At 68.4% G+C, this 16,838-nt stretch carries 14 protein-coding genes; 4 read left to right on the top strand and 10 right to left on the bottom strand.

What is annotated here, in order from left to right:
- Positions 1-89: 89 nt before the first annotated feature.
- Positions 90-1,184, top strand: coding sequence for a redox-regulated ATPase YchF (ychF, locus tag ABD259_RS21890; RefSeq protein ID WP_344103798.1), 1,095 nt, complete (start codon positions 90-92; stop codon positions 1,182-1,184).
- A gap of 337 nt (positions 1,185-1,521) precedes the next feature.
- Here ychF and ABD259_RS21885 read toward each other — a convergent pair whose 3' ends face one another.
- The 4 genes from ABD259_RS21885 to ABD259_RS21870 all read right to left on the bottom strand — a co-directional run bounded on the left by ABD259_RS21885 (position 1,522) and on the right by ABD259_RS21870 (position 6,043).
- Positions 1,522-2,334 carry a BTAD domain-containing putative transcriptional regulator gene (locus ABD259_RS21885; protein ID WP_344103801.1) on the bottom strand — a complete coding sequence of 271 codons (813 nt, stop codon included), beginning with the start codon at positions 2,332-2,334 and terminating at the stop codon, positions 1,522-1,524.
- Between the two features lie 426 nt (positions 2,335-2,760).
- Positions 2,761-3,948 (bottom strand): MFS transporter, encoded by a 1,188-nt coding sequence (locus ABD259_RS21880; protein WP_344103804.1) that lies wholly within the window; start codon positions 3,946-3,948, stop codon positions 2,761-2,763.
- An 86-nt stretch (positions 3,949-4,034) separates the two neighbouring features.
- A complete protein-coding gene (locus ABD259_RS21875; protein ID WP_344103806.1) occupies positions 4,035-4,658 on the bottom strand; it encodes an NADPH-dependent F420 reductase in 624 nt (207 codons plus the stop codon).
- 5 nt (positions 4,659-4,663) lie between these two features.
- Positions 4,664-6,043: an FAD-binding oxidoreductase gene (locus ABD259_RS21870; RefSeq protein ID WP_344165026.1), complete on the bottom strand. Its 1,380-nt coding sequence runs from the start codon at positions 6,041-6,043 to the stop codon at positions 4,664-4,666.
- A gap of 233 nt (positions 6,044-6,276) precedes the next feature.
- Between ABD259_RS21870 and ABD259_RS21865 the strand changes: the two genes are divergently transcribed.
- Entirely contained in the window at positions 6,277-7,428 is a 1,152-nt protein-coding gene (locus tag ABD259_RS21865; RefSeq protein WP_344165024.1) for a LuxR C-terminal-related transcriptional regulator, read from the top strand.
- A 171-nt stretch (positions 7,429-7,599) separates the two neighbouring features.
- On the opposite strand, the gene asnB is transcribed toward ABD259_RS21865, so the two are convergent.
- The 6 genes from asnB to ABD259_RS21835 all read right to left on the bottom strand — a co-directional run bounded on the left by asnB (position 7,600) and on the right by ABD259_RS21835 (position 14,196).
- Positions 7,600-9,459, bottom strand: coding sequence for an asparagine synthase (glutamine-hydrolyzing) (asnB, locus tag ABD259_RS21860; protein WP_344165022.1), 1,860 nt, complete (start codon positions 9,457-9,459; stop codon positions 7,600-7,602).
- A gap of 22 nt (positions 9,460-9,481) precedes the next feature.
- Positions 9,482-10,399: a tyrosinase family protein gene (locus ABD259_RS21855; RefSeq protein ID WP_344103814.1), complete on the bottom strand. Its 918-nt coding sequence runs from the start codon at positions 10,397-10,399 to the stop codon at positions 9,482-9,484.
- A 34-nt stretch (positions 10,400-10,433) separates the two neighbouring features.
- Positions 10,434-10,808 carry a tyrosinase family oxidase copper chaperone gene (locus ABD259_RS21850; protein ID WP_344165020.1) on the bottom strand — a complete coding sequence of 125 codons (375 nt, stop codon included), beginning with the start codon at positions 10,806-10,808 and terminating at the stop codon, positions 10,434-10,436.
- A 77-nt stretch (positions 10,809-10,885) separates the two neighbouring features.
- Entirely contained in the window at positions 10,886-11,992 is a 1,107-nt protein-coding gene (locus ABD259_RS21845; RefSeq protein WP_344165017.1) for a 3-dehydroquinate synthase II family protein, read from the bottom strand.
- A 30-nt stretch (positions 11,993-12,022) separates the two neighbouring features.
- A complete protein-coding gene (locus ABD259_RS21840) occupies positions 12,023-12,655 on the bottom strand; it encodes a Cgl0159 family (beta/alpha)8-fold protein (RefSeq protein ID WP_344165110.1) in 633 nt (210 codons plus the stop codon).
- A gap of 251 nt (positions 12,656-12,906) precedes the next feature.
- The gene (locus ABD259_RS21835; protein ID WP_344165015.1) at positions 12,907-14,196 is read right to left on the bottom strand and encodes an aspartate kinase; all 1,290 of its coding nucleotides are present in this window, start codon (positions 14,194-14,196) and stop codon (positions 12,907-12,909) included.
- A 1,230-nt stretch (positions 14,197-15,426) separates the two neighbouring features.
- Here ABD259_RS21835 and ABD259_RS21830 point away from each other — a divergent pair.
- Together ABD259_RS21830 and ABD259_RS21825 are read left to right on the top strand one after the other, a co-directional pair.
- Entirely contained in the window at positions 15,427-16,395 is a 969-nt protein-coding gene (locus tag ABD259_RS21830; protein ID WP_344165012.1) for a conjugal transfer protein, read from the top strand.
- 104 nt (positions 16,396-16,499) lie between these two features.
- Complete coding sequence (locus tag ABD259_RS21825) at positions 16,500-16,826, top strand: hypothetical protein (RefSeq protein WP_344103886.1); 327 nt, start codon at positions 16,500-16,502, stop codon at positions 16,824-16,826.
- Positions 16,827-16,838: the final 12 nt, after the last annotated feature.

Here is a 16,838-nt window from a genome sequence, read left to right as displayed (position 1 = left end):
CGAGTCCCGCGTGTCACCGAAACGCCACCGAGCCCCCGGCCGATATCAGCGGACGGTCCAGGGGTGCGGCGCGCATAGACTCAGGAGTCGTGAGTCTGTCAATTGGGATCGTCGGCCTGCCGAACGTCGGTAAGTCCACGCTGTTCAACGCGCTAACCAAGAACGAAGCTCTGGCGGCGAACTATCCGTTCGCCACCATCGAGCCCAACGTCGGTGTCGTGGGGGTGCCCGACCCGCGCCTGGACAAGCTGGCCGAGATCTTCTCCTCCGCCAAGGTCATCCCGGCGACCGTCGACTTCGTCGACATCGCCGGGATCGTCCGCGGCGCCTCGGAGGGGGAGGGGCTGGGCAACCAGTTCCTCGCCAACATCCGCGAGGCCGACGCGATCTGCCAGGTCATCCGGGCGTTCAACGACCCGGACGTGACCCACGTCGACGGCGCCATCGACGCCGCCCGCGACATCTCCACCATCGACACCGAGCTGATCCTCGCCGACCTGCAGACGCTGGAGAAGGCGCTGCCGCGGCTGGAGAAGGACGCCAAGCGCAACGCCAAGGACAAGGACGCCCAGCTCGCGCTGGAGACCGCCAAGGCCGCGCAGGACGTCCTGAACAAGGGAGAGCGCCTGTTCAGCGGCGGCCCGGCCGCCGGGATCGACCTGTCGGCCATCCGCGAGCTCAACCTGATGACGACCAAGCCGTTCATCTACGTGTTCAACCTGGACTCCGACGAACTGGCCGACCAGGGCCTGCGCGCCAAGCTCGCCGAGCTGGTCGCCCCGGCCGAGGCGATCTTCCTGGACGCCAAGATCGAGTCCGAGCTCGCCGAGCTGGACGACGACGAGGCCGCCGAGATGCTCGCCGAGATGGGGCAGCAGGAGTCCGGCCTGGCCTGGCTGGCCCGGGTCGGCTTCGACACGCTGGGGCTGCAGACCTACCTCACCGCCGGGCCGAAGGAGGCCCGCGCCTGGACCATCAAGAAGGGCGCGACCGCTCCCGAGGCGGCCGGTGTCATCCACACCGACTTCCAGCGCGGCTTCATCAAGGCCGAGATCGTCTCCTTCGACGACCTCGTCGAGGCCGGCTCCATGCAGGCGGCCAAGTCCAAGGGCTTGGTCCGCATGGAGGGCAAGGACTACGTGATGGCCGACGGCGACGTCGTCGAGTTCCGCTTCAACGTCTGACTTAACGGTCCCGAACCGACGGTGAGGGCCGCGGCGGCCGCCGCGGCCCCTGCCGCGTTCGGAGGCCGGCGGGGACCGGGAAACGACGCCTGTTTGGGGTTCGGCCCATGTTCGGCCGGACGCGCCCCTATTCTCCGGAAACCGTGGCGATCGAATCGAGCGCACCCGTGAAATCGGCGCTCGGGTCCGGGGGATTCGTTCGCCGCGCTGGACCGGATTCCGTGCAGGCCGTTGCTCCTCCGGCCTGGCCGTTCCAATTCGATCGCGCAAGGTGGCCTCTCCTCTCCACGGGTCGAAGTCTCTTCTGGGCATTACGTTCTTCGGCCGGGATTAGAATTCAAGCTGAAACCCCGGCCATGTCGGTATTGGCGACGGCCCATCGGGAGCTGGCGAAGGCGGTGACGCCGTCGCCTTTCAGAATGAGGTGGTGCAGCTCACGCAGGCTCTCCGTTGGGTCGATCCCGAGTTGTTGGGAAAAACGCTCGCGGAGGTCGCGGTAGACGTCGAGTGCGTCGGCTTGCCGTCCCGATCTGTGCAGCGCCAGCATGAGTTGCGCGGCCGGGGTCTCGCGGAACGGGTTCTCTGCTGCGAAAGAGGTCAGCTCGCCGATAATCCTTCGGTGACGCCCCAGCAGCAATTGCAGGTCGAAGTACTCCTCGGTGACCAGAAGCCGCTCCTCTTCCTCCTTCCGTGCCACGGAACGGAGGAGTCGGCTGTCGAGCCCCTCGCACAGTGAGCCGCGCCACAGGCCCAGGGCCGACCGCATCAGGGCGGCGGCCAGCTCGATTCGTCCCCCCTCCAGCTCCCTGCGCGACCGATCCACCATGCGATGAAAAGTGCTGAGGTCGAGAGCGTCATCGGGGACGCGGATCAGATATCCCGATGGGTGTGTCTCGATCCTGGCGGATGAGCCGTTGAGCTTCAGCTGTCGCCGCAAACCTGATACGCAAATGCGGAGTTGGCTGGTCACCGAATCCGGCGGCGCCTCGCCCCAGATCGCGTCGATGAGCCGTTCGCCGCCCACCACGCGATTGGCGTTCATCAGCAGCATGGCCAAGAGAATCTGGATCCGTGCGCTCTTGATGGCAACCCGGCCTTCGCTTCCGAATGTATCGAGTGGGCCGAGTATTCGGAACTCGTGCTCGATCATGTTTCGCCCCCTGGTTGAGCTCTCAGTGGCGCTGGCGCGGTTCCTGGTCTATTCGAAGTCCATGGTCTATGTCGGGGATAAGCGGCGCTGGGAGCGGGGGGTCCGGTACGCCCCGAGATTGCTTGGGGAATTTCTGGAGGTGAATCCATTCGTGCTGTGTCTCGATATCGTCTGATCCGGATATGGCGTGGACGATCTTACATAAATATGCGCTCATACCTCTTATTTGTGGATGGCCTGATGTGGCCTGTGGGGGCGGTCCGCAGGTGAGGCCGTATGCGTGTGGCGGAAACCCTGTCCACCGATATCGTCCGGGCGGTCGCACTCGGCGGACCGGTCGTATTGTGGAAAAGAGAGCGCGCCAATGGGAGAGCTGTTCGGCCAAGAGCGGGAGCAGGGCCCTGGCCGAACAGCGGTTGGTGTGGGTCACTCCGCCCGTACAGGCTCGGGTGGGGTAACCGGTGCGGCCGGTGCGGCCGGGTTGATGCGCGTTGACACGGCCAGGACCGCGAGCGCGAGCAGGCCGACCGCCAAGGCGGCGTAGCCGACGCCGTGCGGCCCAGCGGCGGTGAACCCGATCGCCCCCGCGACGCCTCCGGTGCTGATCCCGACATAGATGGTGCTCTGGTGCAGCCCCAGGACCAGGGGGGCCGACTCGGGTGCGGCCGCCGTGACCCGCGCCTGCTGTGGAACGTTCACCATCCAGTGGAACAGCCCCCAGACCGCAGCCAACACCAGCACGGCCGGCAGCGTGCCGGACAGCAGCGGAGTCGCCGTTGCGGCCAGCACCAGCAGGGGGGCGGCGATGCCGATGGTGCGCGTCGGGCCCAGCCGGTCGGTGAGGCGGCCGGTGAGCAGATTGCCGAGGACCGCGCCGACGCCGAAGGTAAGCAGCACGATGGATGCCGCGGTGGCGTTTCCTCCGGTGGCGTTCCGCGTGATCTGGTCGATGAAGTTGTAGACGGTCCAGCTGGTGCTCAGGCACAGCCAGGTCGCCATCAGGGTGACCAGCACACGGGGCCGCCCCAGCGGAGCGAGCCGGGCGCTGAGCGATGCGGCTGCCTGCCCGGGCTGGTGGGGCAGCCGGGCGGCGATACCGGCGGCGGCGACGGCGGTGAGCGCGACGACGCTCCACAGTGTGATCCGCCATCCGACCTCGGCACCGAGCCACGCGCCCAGCGGCAGCCCGAGCACGATCGCCGTGGTCAGACCGCCCACGACGGTAGCGGTGGCGCGCCCGGTCAGGTGCGGGGGCGCCAGGGAGCGGGCCACGGCCAGGGCATTGGCCGTGTACATGGAGGCGCCGAGGCCGGCGACGACGCGGCCGAGCATCGCCACCCAGTAACCGGTCGCCACCGCTGTCAGGAGGTTGCCGACGGCGAACACGACCAGGGCGGCCAGCAGCAGTCGGCGCGGTGGACGGTCGCCGACCAGCCCGGCCAGGAGGGGCCCGCCGATCGCGTAGGCGAGGGCGAACGCGGTGATCAGCCAGCCAGCGGCGGTGCGACCGACGTCCAGATCGCCCGCCATCGGACTGAGGATCGGCGCGATGACGAAGGTGTCGACCCCCATCGCGAAGTTACCGAGGGCCAGGATGAGCAGTCTCAGACGCATGGTTTCGTCTTTCTGGTTCGTCTCGTGGTTCAGACGGCCGGTCGAGGCCGGTCAGGGCGCGACCGGTGGCGCCGGACGCCCGTCGGTCACCAGTCGGGGAGGAACTTCATGCCAGCGCGCGGGGGGATCTTGAGGCGGTCGATGATTTCGGTGCACAGCGCCGCCATCTGTTCCAGGACCAGGGCCTTGTGGAGCCCGCCTGCGTCCAGGGCGCGCATCCCGCTCCGATCGACCACCTCGATGACGGTGGCTTTCGCGGCCTCGTCGTCGGAGGCCACGAAGACGTCCGTGCGAAGGCCGTCGATCCGTCCGCTCAGCACGGCCGATGCGCACAGCGTGTTGAACGCCTTGACGACCGACGCCGCCGGGACCGCCTGGGCGATCACCTCGGCGATGCTGGGCAGCCCCTGCCACCCGCGCGGATGGTCGCTCTCCTCCGGGTTGGTGGTGTCCACCACCGTGCGGTCGGCCAGTTCGGCCGCGTGGGCGGTGACGAACTCCAGCGCGCGCTCGTGCCCGACGGCAAGGGTGACGATGTCGGCGCGTAACGCCTCGCGGACGCTGTCGGCCATGTCGGCTCCGGTCTGAGCCGCGGCTTCGGCGGCGCATTCACCGCTGCGGTCGGTAACCAGGACGTGGGCCCCGGAACGGACGTACTGCCGGGCGACCGCACGTCCCATGGCCCCGGCACCGATCACACTGATGAGCATCGGTGTCACCCCCGGTCGGCGGTCGGCTGGATGGTGTGGTCGAGGCGGAAGAGGTTGTCGGGGTCATAGGCGGCCTTCAGCGCCGACAGCCGCGCGTAGGCCGGCTCGGTGAAGGCGGAGCGAACCTGGTCGGGGGTGGCCGAGGCGTCCAGGAAGTTGAGGTAGCGGCCGCCGGTGGACCAGCCGGTCATCTTGTCCAACAGCAAGTCGTCCTCCCCCGGGGACTGGCGCGGACCGCCGGGGGCGACGGTGAGCAGACAGTAGGCGGCGTCCCGGTTGCCCACGGCGCTGCCCTCGGGCGGGGGCGTGCGCAGGGCACCTCCCAGGTGCCGCAGCTCGACCAACCCCAGCCCGCAGTCGGTGTCCGGCCCCGCCACGGCCAGCACGGTGTCGATGGCGCCCTCGTCCAGAGCCCCGAGCATCAGCGTGCGCTCGTGGTAGGAGTAGGGCCGGGTGGGATCGGCGTGGATCGAGGCCACGTCGGTGTAGGGCATTTCGGCGACGGTGTCCACGAGCGTCGGGGCGGCCGAGCGCAGCGGAGCCACGAGCCCTTCACCTTCGCCGCTGGGGCCGGTGAAGGCGATGCGGACCTGGATGAGAAAGCGGCCGCGCAGCTCGGCGCGGATATCGGGATCGTCGGGAAGCCGTACCAGTGCGACCGAGGAGTTCATCCGGTCGGGAACATGTCGCGTCCACTCCGACCAGGCCCGTAGTACCTGCGGGGCGGACCGCCCGGGGAAGCTGAGCGTCCCGCCGTACACCCGGCTCACCGGGACCAGCCCGATCTCGATCGAGGTGGCAATCCCGAAGTTGCCCTTGCCGCCGCGCAGCGCCCAGAACAGGTCCGGGTGGTTGTCGGCGTTCACCTGGAGTGGAACGCCGTCCGCGGTCACGACGTCGATGGCGCGCACGTGGTCGGCGGCATAGCCGAAGCTGCGGGCCAGGACACCCAACCCGCCGCCCAGCGTGTAGGAGACCGCCCCGACCAGGGGCGACGATCCGTTGAGCGGGGCGAGCCCGTAGGCCGCCGCTTCATGGATGACCTGCTCCCAGCGCACGCCGGCCTCGATTCTGGCGCTTGCCCGCTCGGGGTCGACGCGCAGGCCGGTCATCCGGCGGGTGGAGACCAGGACCCCTCCCCGTAGCGGCATGGCCGCACCGTGGCCGGTCGCCTGGACGGCGACTGGCAGTCCGCGGTCGGCGGCGAAGCGCACCGCCGCTGCAATGTCCCGGACGCCGGTGGAGCCCACGATCACGTCCGGGCGGTGGTCGTGGAGGGTGTTGAAGCCGCGCCGCTCGGCGTCGTATCCCGCGTCTCCGGGGAGCAGGACAGGGCCACGCACCTCCCCGGCGAGCGTCGTGATCCCTGTGTCTGTGTGGTGCATGGTCAGGTCCTTGAGATGTGGGCGTCGCGGGGAGGGCCGCGGCCGCTGCCCCTTGGACGCGTTCGAAGGCGACGCTCCGCATCCTCGTCCGGCTGCGGCGGGGGAACCATCCCGCGAGGGGGTGGTCGGACGACCGGGAAACCCCCTCGATGAGGGGGTGTGCCGAGGACGCGACATCGGCCAGCATGGGCGGGGACATCCGTGTGCGCCCGACGGCGCGAAGAGGAGAGAGCATGAACGCGAGCGGCGGTGCGGGACGAGACGCCCGACGGAGGTTGGCGGCCCTGCTGGCGGAGATCGAGCAGGCCGACGACGCGCTGGAGCTGTTCGCCCGGGCGTCGGAGCGCCTGCGCTCGATCGTGCCCTTTGACGCCGCGGTGTGGCGCGCCACGGATCCCCTGACCGGGATGATGACCCATCCGGTGCGCGTGGAGAACCTTGGTGAGGACGGCTGCTCGGTCTACTGGGAAGAGGAGTTGCTGACCGAGAACGTCAACCTGTTCAGCGACCTGGCCCGGGCCAAGGTGCCGACTGCCACGTTGCACGGCTCGACCGGGGGCCTGCCCGACCGCAGCACTCTCTACCGGGCGTTTCTGCGGCCCCGGGGCCTGAACGACGAGCTGCGGGCGGTGGCGCGCGCCGACGGGAACCCCTGGGGCCAGATCAGCCTCTTCCGGGCGCGGGAGAGCCCGGTGTTCGGCGCCGACGACACCCGTGTCGTACAACGGGTCTCGGCCGCGCTGGCCCGCCGGCTGCGGTCGTTCGCCGAACCCCGCCTCGACGGTGACCCCGCCCCCAGCTCCGGGCCCGAGCCGGGCCTGCTCCACTTCGCCCCGTCGGGCGCCCTGGTTTCATTCAACGACGCGGCGCACCAGTACCTGACCGAACTCGCCGAGGCGGGCGGCGGCGAACCGGACACCGGCAATGCGCTGAGAATGGCGATCCCGGCCTGGATCCACAGCACGGTCAGCAAGGCGCGGGCCATCGCCTCCGGTCGCGACCGGGGTTCGGCGCGGGTACGGGTCCGGGGGCGGCACGGACGCTGGCTGGTGTGCCACGCGTCCTGCCTGCGGACGGTCGACGGGGAGCCGGGTGCCTCGGTGGTGGTGATCGAACCGGCCTCCATCTCGGAGGTCGCCCCGCTGATGGTCCGCGCTTACCGTCTCACCGACCGCGAGCTGGAAATCACTCAGCACATCGCGCGCGGGCTGGGCACGGCCGAGATCGGCGACAGGCTCTACATCTCCCCGCACACCGTCCGCGACCACATCAAGTCCATCTTCGAGAAAACCCATGTGGCCAGCCGCGGTGAACTGGTCGCCAAGCTTTTCACCGAGCACTACGCGCCGCTGAGCGAGGGCAGGGAGCAGCGGATCCTCGACTGACCCGCCCTCCGGCTCGGCGTCGGCGTGGACGGCTCCGCTGGCCGAACAGTCCACGCCGAGCAGCCGCCGAGAAGGCCCCCTGACCGCAACGCGGCCAGGGGGCGGGGGCGGCGCCGTATCGGCCGGGACGGTCGGCACCGGCGCCGCGGCCAGTCCGGGGCGGGCGGTGGTTCAGCCGCTCTGAGCGATCAGCTCGACGTCCCCCTCGCGAAGCCAGATATCCAGGTCGAGCAGTCGTTCGAGCACGGCCCGGGCGCTGTAGGGACCGCCGATCGCGTATGTTCCCGAGGGGCGTTCGAGCAGGTCGCGGATCCCCCGACGGTCGACCAGATCGAGCACCGGAGAATCCCCTTCGGCGAGGGCGGCGACGCGTTCCCTCAGCGACGCTTCGTACCGCAGGTCCTGGGTGGAGGGGTACGGGCTCTTCTTGCGCTGCGAGATCGAGCGCGGCAGCAGGTCCTCCGTGGCGGCGCGCAGCAGGCTCTTCTCCCGCCCGTCGAAGGTCTTCATCGCCCAGGGGGTGTTGAACACGTACTCGACGAGCCGGTGGTCGCAGAAGGGCACACGGACCTCCAACCCCACCGCCATGCTGATGCGGTCCTTGCGGTCCAGCAGGAACGTGACGAACCGCGTCAGGTGCAGGTAGCTGATCTCCCGCATGCGCGCTTCCTCAGGAGACTCGCCCTCCAGAACGGGGACCTCGGCCAGCGCCTCCTTGTACCGCTGCTCGATATAGCCGCCCAGGTCCAGCCTGTCCCAGAGGCCGGCTGTACGAAGAGCCCCCTGGCCGCCGGCGCGCTCGAACGGCAGGTGCCAGGGGAAGGTCGGAGAGCGCACCGCTTCCGGGTCGTGGAAGTGGCTGTACCCGCCGAACAGCTCGTCTGCGGACTCGCCCGACAGCGCGACGGTCGACCGGCTCCGGATTGCTTGGAAGAGGAGGTAGAGGGAGTACTCCATGTCGCCGGTGACGGTGGGAAGATCCAGCGCCCGGAGCACGGCCCGGCGCACGTCCGGGCGCAGCAGTTCCGCGTTGTCCAGGATGATGTTCTCGTGGTCGGCGCCGATGTGCCGCACTGCCTCGTCGACGTATGGCGAGTCCGGGCTCTCCCACACGGCGTTGGGCCGGAACCGCTCACTGTGCCCGGCGAAGTCGACGGAAAAGGTGCGTACGCGCTCCCCGCCCTCCCGTGCGAGCCCGCGCGCCGCTAGAGCGGTGACTGCACTGGAGTCCAGTCCGCCGGAGAGCAGGGAGCACAGGGGGACGTCGGAGACCAGCTGGCGGCTGACAGTGTCCTCCAGCAAGTCGCGGACGGTGCGCACGGTGGTGTCCAGGTCGTCCTCGTGCGGATGGGACTCCAGCGACCAGTAGCGGCTCGTACGCACCCCCCGGCGGGAGATCCGGACCAGACCGCCCGGCCGCACCTCGTACATTCCCTGCTGGACGGCGTGCTCGGGGGTCATGGTCAGGGCGAAGATCTCGCGGAGGCCGTCCGGGTCCACCCGAGCCCGTACCTCCGGGTGGGCGGTGATCGCCTTGTGTTCGGAACCGAAGAGGACGCCGTCGCCCGTGGGGTAGTAAAACAGTGGCTTGACGCCCATCCGGTCCCGGACCAGCACCAGCTCCTCGGTCCGGGCATCCCAGATGGCGAAGGCGAACATCCCGTTCAGGCGTTCGGCGAACGCATCTCCCCATTCCAGGTAGGCGCGCAGCACGACCTCGGTGTCGCTGGCCGTGCGGAACCGGTGGCCGCGCCGCCGCAGCTCCGCGCGCAGTTCGCGGAAGTTGTACACCTCGCCGCTGTAGCTGATGACCGTCGGAGAGTGCCCGCTCTCCTCGGCGGTCATCGGCTGCCGACCGCCCTCCAGGTCGATGATGGCCAGTCGGCGGTGCCCCAGTGCCGCGTGGCGGTCCCGCCAGGTGCCACCCGCGTCGGGCCCCCGGCAGGCCATGGTCGCGACCATGGCCTCCAGCTCCGCGCCGTGCTGTCTCAGGTCCCGCGAGTACGAGACCCAACCGGTGATTCCGCACATCGGAAATCCTTCTCTCTTCTCGTCACGCGTACTCGTAGAACCGGGTGTGGTCGACGAGATCGCCGGGGGTCATGGTGTGCCAGGGGAACAGCGGCGTGCTGATGTCGGGGACTTCGGGGGTGGGTTCGGTGGGCAGGTAGTGCGGGACGTCCGGATGCCGCTCCTGCCAGTCGGCCCAGCACTTGTCGATGAAGCAGTGGTGCAGGAAGAAGACCGGATCGTTTGGGGAGGCGATGTACATCATGTGCCCGCCCACCCACTGGTGACCGGCGCCGTGCAGCTTTCCGGCCTTCGGCTCCCACGGGAACCCCGTGTAGCCCTCCAGGTGGTTACGGAAGCTGTTGTAGGGGGCGTCGCCGCCGGAGGTGTAGTCCCAGGGCGGGCAGTCGTACACCGGGAGGGCCAGGGTCTGGTCGAGCTGCTCAACGGAGGGCAGCTCCTGGATCTTGCGCCCGATGCGCCGGATGAGGAACTCCCGGTCGTCGACGGTGTAGTGGCCGTTGAGCGCAGGGTCCTCCGGCCCCTCCGGCCGCACATTGATCTTCAGTTTCCAGCCGTTGGAAAAGGCGAAAGGGCCGGAGGTGACCATGCCGTCCTCCTCCCGGCCGTCCCCTCCCATGAATTTTTCGCTCCACAGCGGGGAGTTCCGGGACTGGTCGTGTGTCCAGTCCCAGTACGGCAGCGTCACCGTCGGGTCGATCTTCCGGAGCTCGTTCTCGAACTTGATCAAGTACTGCCGGTGCCAGGGAAGGAACCCCGGGTTGATGTGGCCGGTGCGCTTCCCGGTGTCCTTGTCGATGTAGTCCTTAGAGTTGACATCGACGTGGATGCGCACGAACTCGTCGTAGACTCCGCGCCGTTTGATCTCGAGGACGGCCTCGATGAAGCGCCGCCGCTCCTCTTCCGTCATGTCAAGGTGGTTCTTGCGAACGTGGACCATGTCCGCCTCTCAAAGAACGCGTGGGGTGCCGGGGTCACATCCGGTGGAAGTTCATCCCGTTTCCGATGTCCAGGAGGCGCGCCCCCTGCAGTTCGTCCACCGCCGCACGGGCCGCCTGCAGTGGGCTTTCGAGTACCTCGTAGTGGCACGTCGAACTCACATAGGCGTTCGCGCCCAGCTGCATCAGGTGTAGTGGATCCCCGTCCACACGCACGTCCGGTCCGTACTCCGTCTCGTGGATCTGGATCGTCCGTCCCCGGTAGCTCTCGCGGTACGGTCGTCCGGCCCGGGATTCTTCGGACGCATCCGGCCGCTGCGCCTTCGCAGGGAGGTAGCCGGCGGCCCCCAGGCCGGCGACACCGATTGCCACCGCTCCTCCGCGCCGTATCACGTCGCGTCGATTGAGCATGCGCACTCCCTTCTGGTCACAATCCCGGAGGCGCCGCGGCGTCGGCATGGGCGCCGCGGCGCCTCCGGGAGGACTGGTCACTTCTCCAGGCAGAACTCGTCGATCGGGTAGCCCACGTGTCGGTCCTCGCTGGGCAGGTAGCCCAGGACGGTGTCGCCCGGTTTGAGCTCGGTACTGTTCAGGACGGCCCCTTCAGGGCCGAGGACGCGGACGTGCCAGTCGTCCTGCAGGATGAGGTTGACCGACTCGCCCCTCGGTGCCACCGCGTCGATCGAGATGAGCGGACGGGATTCGATCTTGACCCGGCCGACCGTCACCATGCGGGTCTGGCCTTTGACGTCGACGGCCATGACCTTGCTTCCGGCTTTGAGCTCGCTGAGGTAGTTGGTGCGCTCGTCCTTGGAGAGCGTGTAGGAGTGGATCGCGCCGGCGTTCACCCGGAAGGGGCGTGTGGGCATGTAGGGCAGCGGGTGGGTCTCGCTGACGCACAGGATCATGCCCTTGGAGTGCGAGCCGACGAGGATGCCTTCGTCCTCGCGGAAGTGGGTGCAGGTGTCGACGCAGGCGCGCTCTCCCATACCGATGTGCTCGGTCTTGCGGACCTCCAGCTCCACCAAGTTGAGGGCGGGGGTCTGCGCCTCGGCGGCGGCCTTGAGGCGGGCGGCGTCGCCGACCTGCGCCGGGGCCATCATGACCCCGTCCGAGCCGTGCTCGAGCACCCCGAAGATGATCTCGGCCTCCTCCACATCCTGCGCGACGGTGATCAGGCTGCCGGTCGAGCGGGCCGCCGCCGCGATGACGATCTCCAGCGGGATCTTGGTCGGGTCGCGGAACTGCAAGAGGCTCCACGTCTCGGCGCGGGCCGCAGCGCACGCCTCGTCCAGCGTCGGAGCGTCGGTGATCTCGATGAATTTGCCGAACTCGACGCCAGGGTGGGCCACCGCCAACTCGGCCGGGGTGATGCCGTGGGTCTTCGGGTCGACGATCACCACCGATACGCCGTCGAATCTGTCCGGCATCTCGCCAGGTCGGGGGAACAGCACCTTGGTCACGGTCGGGGGCAGGTCGGCCAGATCCGCGGCGTCATCCGCGACGACGCCGTCGAGGCGGTTGTGCAAGGCCTCCTGGAGGATCGCCTCCTTGGCCTCGCCGAGGGAGCGGATGTCGAGCCAGCTGAGCTTCATGAGGGGTTCTCCTTCAGAGATCGCGGGACTTTAGGACAGAGCGGGAACGGGTGACCGGGTGACCGTGGTGGGAACCGCGTCCACGAGCGGGCGCCGTTGGGCGTGGACGAGGTCGGCGACTTTGGCCGCCATGGCACCGGGGTCGGGGGCGAGGAACACGTTGCGCCCCATCGCCACGCCCCCCGCGCCGCCCTGCAGCGCCTCTTCGACGTAGGCCAGGACCCGGTCCTCGTCGGGCTCCCGGGGACCTCCGACGACGACCACCGGAATCGGGGACAGGTCGGTGATGTCCTGCATCTCGGACACTGTTTCGGCGCAGACAGTTTTGACTACGTCGGCCCCCAGGTCGGCGGCGAGCGAGACCGCGTGCGCGACAAGTTCTGCCTTGCGCGGGTTGGAGATCTGCGGGCCGCGGGGGTACATCATGGCCAGCAGCGGGACGTTCCAGCGGTCACAGGCCTCCGCCACGACGGCCATGTCGGCGATCTGCCGCCGCTCCCCGTCCGAGCCGATATTGACGTGGACGCTGACCGCGTCGGCTCCCAGACGCAGGCTCTCCTCGACGTCGGCGACCAGGTACTTCGCGTCGGGATCCGGGGCGTGCACGGTGCTCGCGCTCAGGTGCACGATCAGGGACATGGACGTGAACCACCCGGGATCCAGGTACCGCAGGCTTCCCTTGTGCAGGACGGCACCGTCGACACCGTTGCCCGCGAGCTGCCGGCCAGGCGGTTCAGGTGTCGTCCCCCGGTCACCGGTCCTTCGGTGACCGAGTGGTCAAGCGGTACGATGACCAGCCCGTCATCGCCGTTGCGGTACATCCGGCGTATACGCAGTTGTCGAGAAAAGGGCAAGTTCGCGGTCATGGTCAGCCTCCTCTTTCGTTGGTGAGGTCGGTGCTGTCGCTGATCAGGTCAGACCGGCACGGGGGAGGGGGATCCGTGGTCCGTGTTTCGCGAGTCCAACTCGAACTCGCGGTGCAGTAGTCGCGTGGCGCGGGTCGCCTCCGCCGCAGGGACGGTGATCGAGATCCGCAGCTGCGAGGTCGAGACCGCGTTTGCGGAAATCCCGGAGCGGCGCAGACGGCGCAGGGCGCGAGCAGCGCACTCCGGGCTGCTGAGTAGGGCTTGGCCGACGAGCGAGATCTTGGCGATGTCGTCACCGACCTCGACCCGGGCGGCGTCGAGGGATGACTGTGCATAGGAGCGCACCGCTTCGACGTCGGCGCTGCCCACCGTCGCCGATACGTGGACCCCGCCGTCGACGTCGTGCAGCGTGGTCATGTCGGCGAGAACGGATTTCCGTGCGAAGAAGTCGAATAGCTGTGCAGTCGCATCCTTGTCGGCCAGCCGCAGATCAATTCTGGCGACCTGGCGATCGGCCATCACGCTCGTGACGAGACCGCTGGACTCCAACATGTCTCTCCTGGTGTCGTTTCGGGCCGCGACGAAAGTTCCCGGTCCCGGCCGCTGGTTGTGCAGAACATGGATGTCCACCGCGTGGGCGGCCGCGAGTTCGACCGCGCGTGAATGAAGGACCTTCGCCCCGGCCAATGACATTTCGGCCATGACGTCCACATCGATCCGCGGAATGCGTGAGGCCTCGGGAACCAGCCTGGGGTCGGCGGTGTAGACCCCCTGGACGTCCGTGTGGATCTCGCAGTGGTCGGCACCGAGTTCTGCGGCGATCGCGACGGCCGTCGTGTCAGATCCTCCGCGGCCCAGAGTGATGATGTCCCGCCGCTCGTTCACCCCTTGGAAGCCCGCGACCACGGCGACCGCGCCGGAGTCGAGGACCCGGGTGATCGGCTCAGTGTCGACCGCGACGATGGTGCCGCGGCCGTGCGCGCCGCTGGCCAGGATGCCGGTCTGTTCTCCGGTCAGGGAGAGCGCCGGGACGCCGGCGCTCTGCACCGCGAGGGCCAGGAGCGCCGAGGATGCCGACTCTCCGGTTCCCAGCAGCTGATCGACCTCACGGCCGGGAGTGGCAGCGCCGACCTCGCGCGCCAGTGCGAGGAGGTCATCGGTGCTGTTCCCGCGGGCGGAGACGACGAGGACGACGCGCGTTCCAGTCCGATGGCGGACCGCGGTCCGCTCCGCGACGGAGCGGACCTGGTCGAGGGTGGTGAGAGAACTTCCGCCGTATTTCTGTACTACGGGAGCGGCATGCGGCGACTCCGCGTATCCACCGTTCAAGCGTGCCATCAGCGCCCCTTTCCAGTCACAGGGGCTACTATCGCCAGAAGCTCATATTTCCGGCGTATCGTCTGAATATTCCTAATGTCATGATCTTGGTGGATTGTGATGTTTTGCCCGACTTGGGGTTACGTAACGGCAGGTAAGAGAGGGTGGAGGTGGCTTCCGCTATTCGATCCGTGGCCCCGTTGACTATGCCTTTGTGTGCGATCTCGATTCGGTGCCGGCGACCCAGCGGGCGGTGTCGGGGGGAGAAGGCCACAACGTCGACGATGTCCTCCGCCGTCCCCAGCCGGGGAACACGGACAGCCCCTCGCTATGGGCCCGGTCCCCGGCGTACCGAGTTCGCACGGGCATGTCGGTGGCCGTGTGGCCTGAAGCCACCGCGTACACGGTGATGCCTAGCTCGGCGGCGACGGAGCGAGGCAGCGGGTGACGGCATCGAGCGCTGACTTGGCGTGGGCGGAGGCGGTGCCGTTGGGGAAAGGCCTCCGGGCCGCGGTCGCGTGACGCCGGGGTCGCGGGAGAGCGTCGCGGTGTCGGTCGGTTTCCCGGTGACCAGCGGGCGAGCGGCCCGGACCTGTCCGAGCTTTAGCAGGTGCGCTCCCGGGTCTGCGTCGTCGCGTGAGAGCACAAGGTCCCCGGGCTGCGCGGCGGGCTGGTTACCGATTTGGTGGTCGACGATGAAACCGCCGCCACCCTCCCCTCCCCCTCGGGGATCACCCTGCGGTCGGGCCACCCGCTGGGCGGTCACCGCCCCCCGCCCGTGCTGCCACGGTCGCGCGATCTCCCACCGGCGCACCAGAGGTGCACATTTTGCGTCCCGTCGTCGGACGCTCACCTGCGGGACCGGATCCCGCTCCCCGGTGTAGGCTTCGCCACTTTTCTCCCCGGGCTGCCCACCGTGGGACGAACGGCCCATGACCGGTCGGCCGAAGGTCACTAATCGTCACGAATACCTATCCGACCAGGGACTTCTTCCTTTCTCACTGTCACGCAATTGCGCCGATGGCCTCGACTGATTCCGTCGATTGGCTCGGATTCGCCCGCTTGTGCGCCATTGGTTCGATCTCAACCGGGGTAGGACACAGGGCCGGGGACGAAACTCCAACGTGGATTGTCGGCGGGGATCCGGAACAATGCCTCACCATAGGTATGGGGTAAACAGGGCGTGGATCACTTTGCCGTCGGTTTGCCGCCGGTGGGTGCTCTGGACCCGGTATGGGATGGGGAGGCGTGATGGCTGGCAGGTCGACCGCGCGACGCGGTGGCGCGCTTGACGGCACCGTGGCGGCCGACGACTACGACGACGCCAACGCGCCGGTGCGCGGCCCGCGCGCCGGATCCGGCGGTCGGTGGTGGGTCTGGGTGGGACGGGCCGTGCTGTGGGCCTTCATCATCGTGGTCATCTTCAACGGGCTCTGGATGCCCATCCGCGACAGCTTCGCCGAGCCCTCCGCCGCGCCCTCGGCCGGGAGCGACGAACCGGACTTCCCCGAAAGCGCGGCCTCCGCGTTTGCGCTGCGCTTCGCCGAGACCTACCTGAACGCCAAGAAGGGCGAGGAGACCGAGCGCGCCGAGGAGCTTGCCGCCTTCGTGCCCGACGGCAAGGTCGCCGAACTCAACCTCTCCGGCGCCGAACTCAGCGGACGCGACATCCAGGTGGTCGGCGTCGACCCGCAGGACGACAACAGCGCCGTCGTCACCCTCAGCGCCGACGTCAACGGCGACCCGATGCGCCTCGACGTCCCCGTCTACGCCGCCGACAATGGCGCCTCCCTCGTCGTCTCCGGCCGCCCCGCCCTCCTCGCGGCGCCGACCAAGGCCGAGCTGCCCGCCCCGAAGGCCGTCGAAAACGACTCCGGCACCCGCGACGAGCTGGAACCCCGCCTCAAGCGCTTCTTCGAGGCCTACGCCGAGACCCCCGAACACCTGCCCAGCTACCTGGCGGACGGCGCCCACGTGGCCCAGTTGCCCGCGGGCAGTCTGGAATTCGTCGAATTGGAAGAACTGGTGGTTCCGGCGAAGGCCGCGAACGGCAAAGATGATGTACGACAGGCGACGGCCACCGTGAAGTGGCGGCTCGCGGGTGAGAAAGGGGATGACCCCGCCGAACTCACCCAGAGTTACCGATTGTCCGTGATCAAGGACGGCGACGACTGGAAGGTCCTGGATGTCCAGGGAGCGCCGCGCTCGTTCGGCAGGTAACCGGGCGGCGAGCAGAGGACAATATCGGTCGAGCAGGGCAGTGACCAAGGAGTCGTGAGCGAAAATGCAGTTCAGACATGAGGTACGGGAGGATGGCGGCTAAGATGCTCCCCCTCGTGGCCAATCTCGCCTACGCGTCTTCGGACCTAGTGCGCAGTACATATGACCTCGCGGGACCGCTCGTCCTCGCGACCAGCAGCGATGCCCCGAACACGTCCGGGCTGGCCGATTTCCTCCGCGGCTTCTTCGGGCCCCTGTTCCTGGTGATCGTGTCGGTGGTGGCCATCTTCTTCCTGTTCACCAGGGAGATCACCCGGTTCGCGCAGTTCATCATTCTGGCGATCTTCATCGGGATCGTGTTCTACGTGCCGGGCATCATCGAGGTCACCGCCGTGGCCATCGCGCGCGCAATGGGCGTTTCGACCGAGTAGGAGGCAGGGGAC

Source organism: Nocardiopsis rhodophaea (assembly GCF_039530945.1).
GTDB classification, from domain to species: domain Bacteria; phylum Actinomycetota; class Actinomycetes; order Streptosporangiales; family Streptosporangiaceae; genus Nocardiopsis_C; species Nocardiopsis_C rhodophaea.
This window is presented reverse-complemented; position numbering and strand designations above follow the sequence as displayed.

Coding starts and splice junctions, on each gene's coding strand:
- ABD259_RS21885 (WP_344103801.1), bottom strand. CDS start 2,334: ATGATCGAGCACGAGTTCCGAATACTCGGCCCACTCGATACATTCGGA.
- ABD259_RS21880 (WP_344103804.1), bottom strand. CDS start 3,948: ATGCGTCTGAGACTGCTCATCCTGGCCCTCGGTAACTTCGCGATGGGG.
- ABD259_RS21875 (WP_344103806.1), bottom strand. CDS start 4,658: ATGCTCATCAGTGTGATCGGTGCCGGGGCCATGGGACGTGCGGTCGCC.
- ABD259_RS21870 (WP_344165026.1), bottom strand. CDS start 6,043: ATGCACCACACAGACACAGGGATCACGACGCTCGCCGGGGAGGTGCGT.
- ABD259_RS21865 (WP_344165024.1), top strand. CDS start 6,277: ATGAACGCGAGCGGCGGTGCGGGACGAGACGCCCGACGGAGGTTGGCG.
- asnB (WP_344165022.1), bottom strand. CDS start 9,459: ATGTGCGGAATCACCGGTTGGGTCTCGTACTCGCGGGACCTGAGACAG.
- ABD259_RS21855 (WP_344103814.1), bottom strand. CDS start 10,399: ATGGTCCACGTTCGCAAGAACCACCTTGACATGACGGAAGAGGAGCGG.
- ABD259_RS21850 (WP_344165020.1), bottom strand. CDS start 10,808: ATGCTCAATCGACGCGACGTGATACGGCGCGGAGGAGCGGTGGCAATC.
- ABD259_RS21845 (WP_344165017.1), bottom strand. CDS start 11,992: ATGAAGCTCAGCTGGCTCGACATCCGCTCCCTCGGCGAGGCCAAGGAG.
- ABD259_RS21835 (WP_344165015.1), bottom strand. CDS start 14,196: ATGGCACGCTTGAACGGTGGATACGCGGAGTCGCCGCATGCCGCTCCC.
- ABD259_RS21830 (WP_344165012.1), top strand. CDS start 15,427: ATGGCTGGCAGGTCGACCGCGCGACGCGGTGGCGCGCTTGACGGCACC.
- ABD259_RS21825 (WP_344103886.1), top strand. CDS start 16,500: ATGCTCCCCCTCGTGGCCAATCTCGCCTACGCGTCTTCGGACCTAGTG.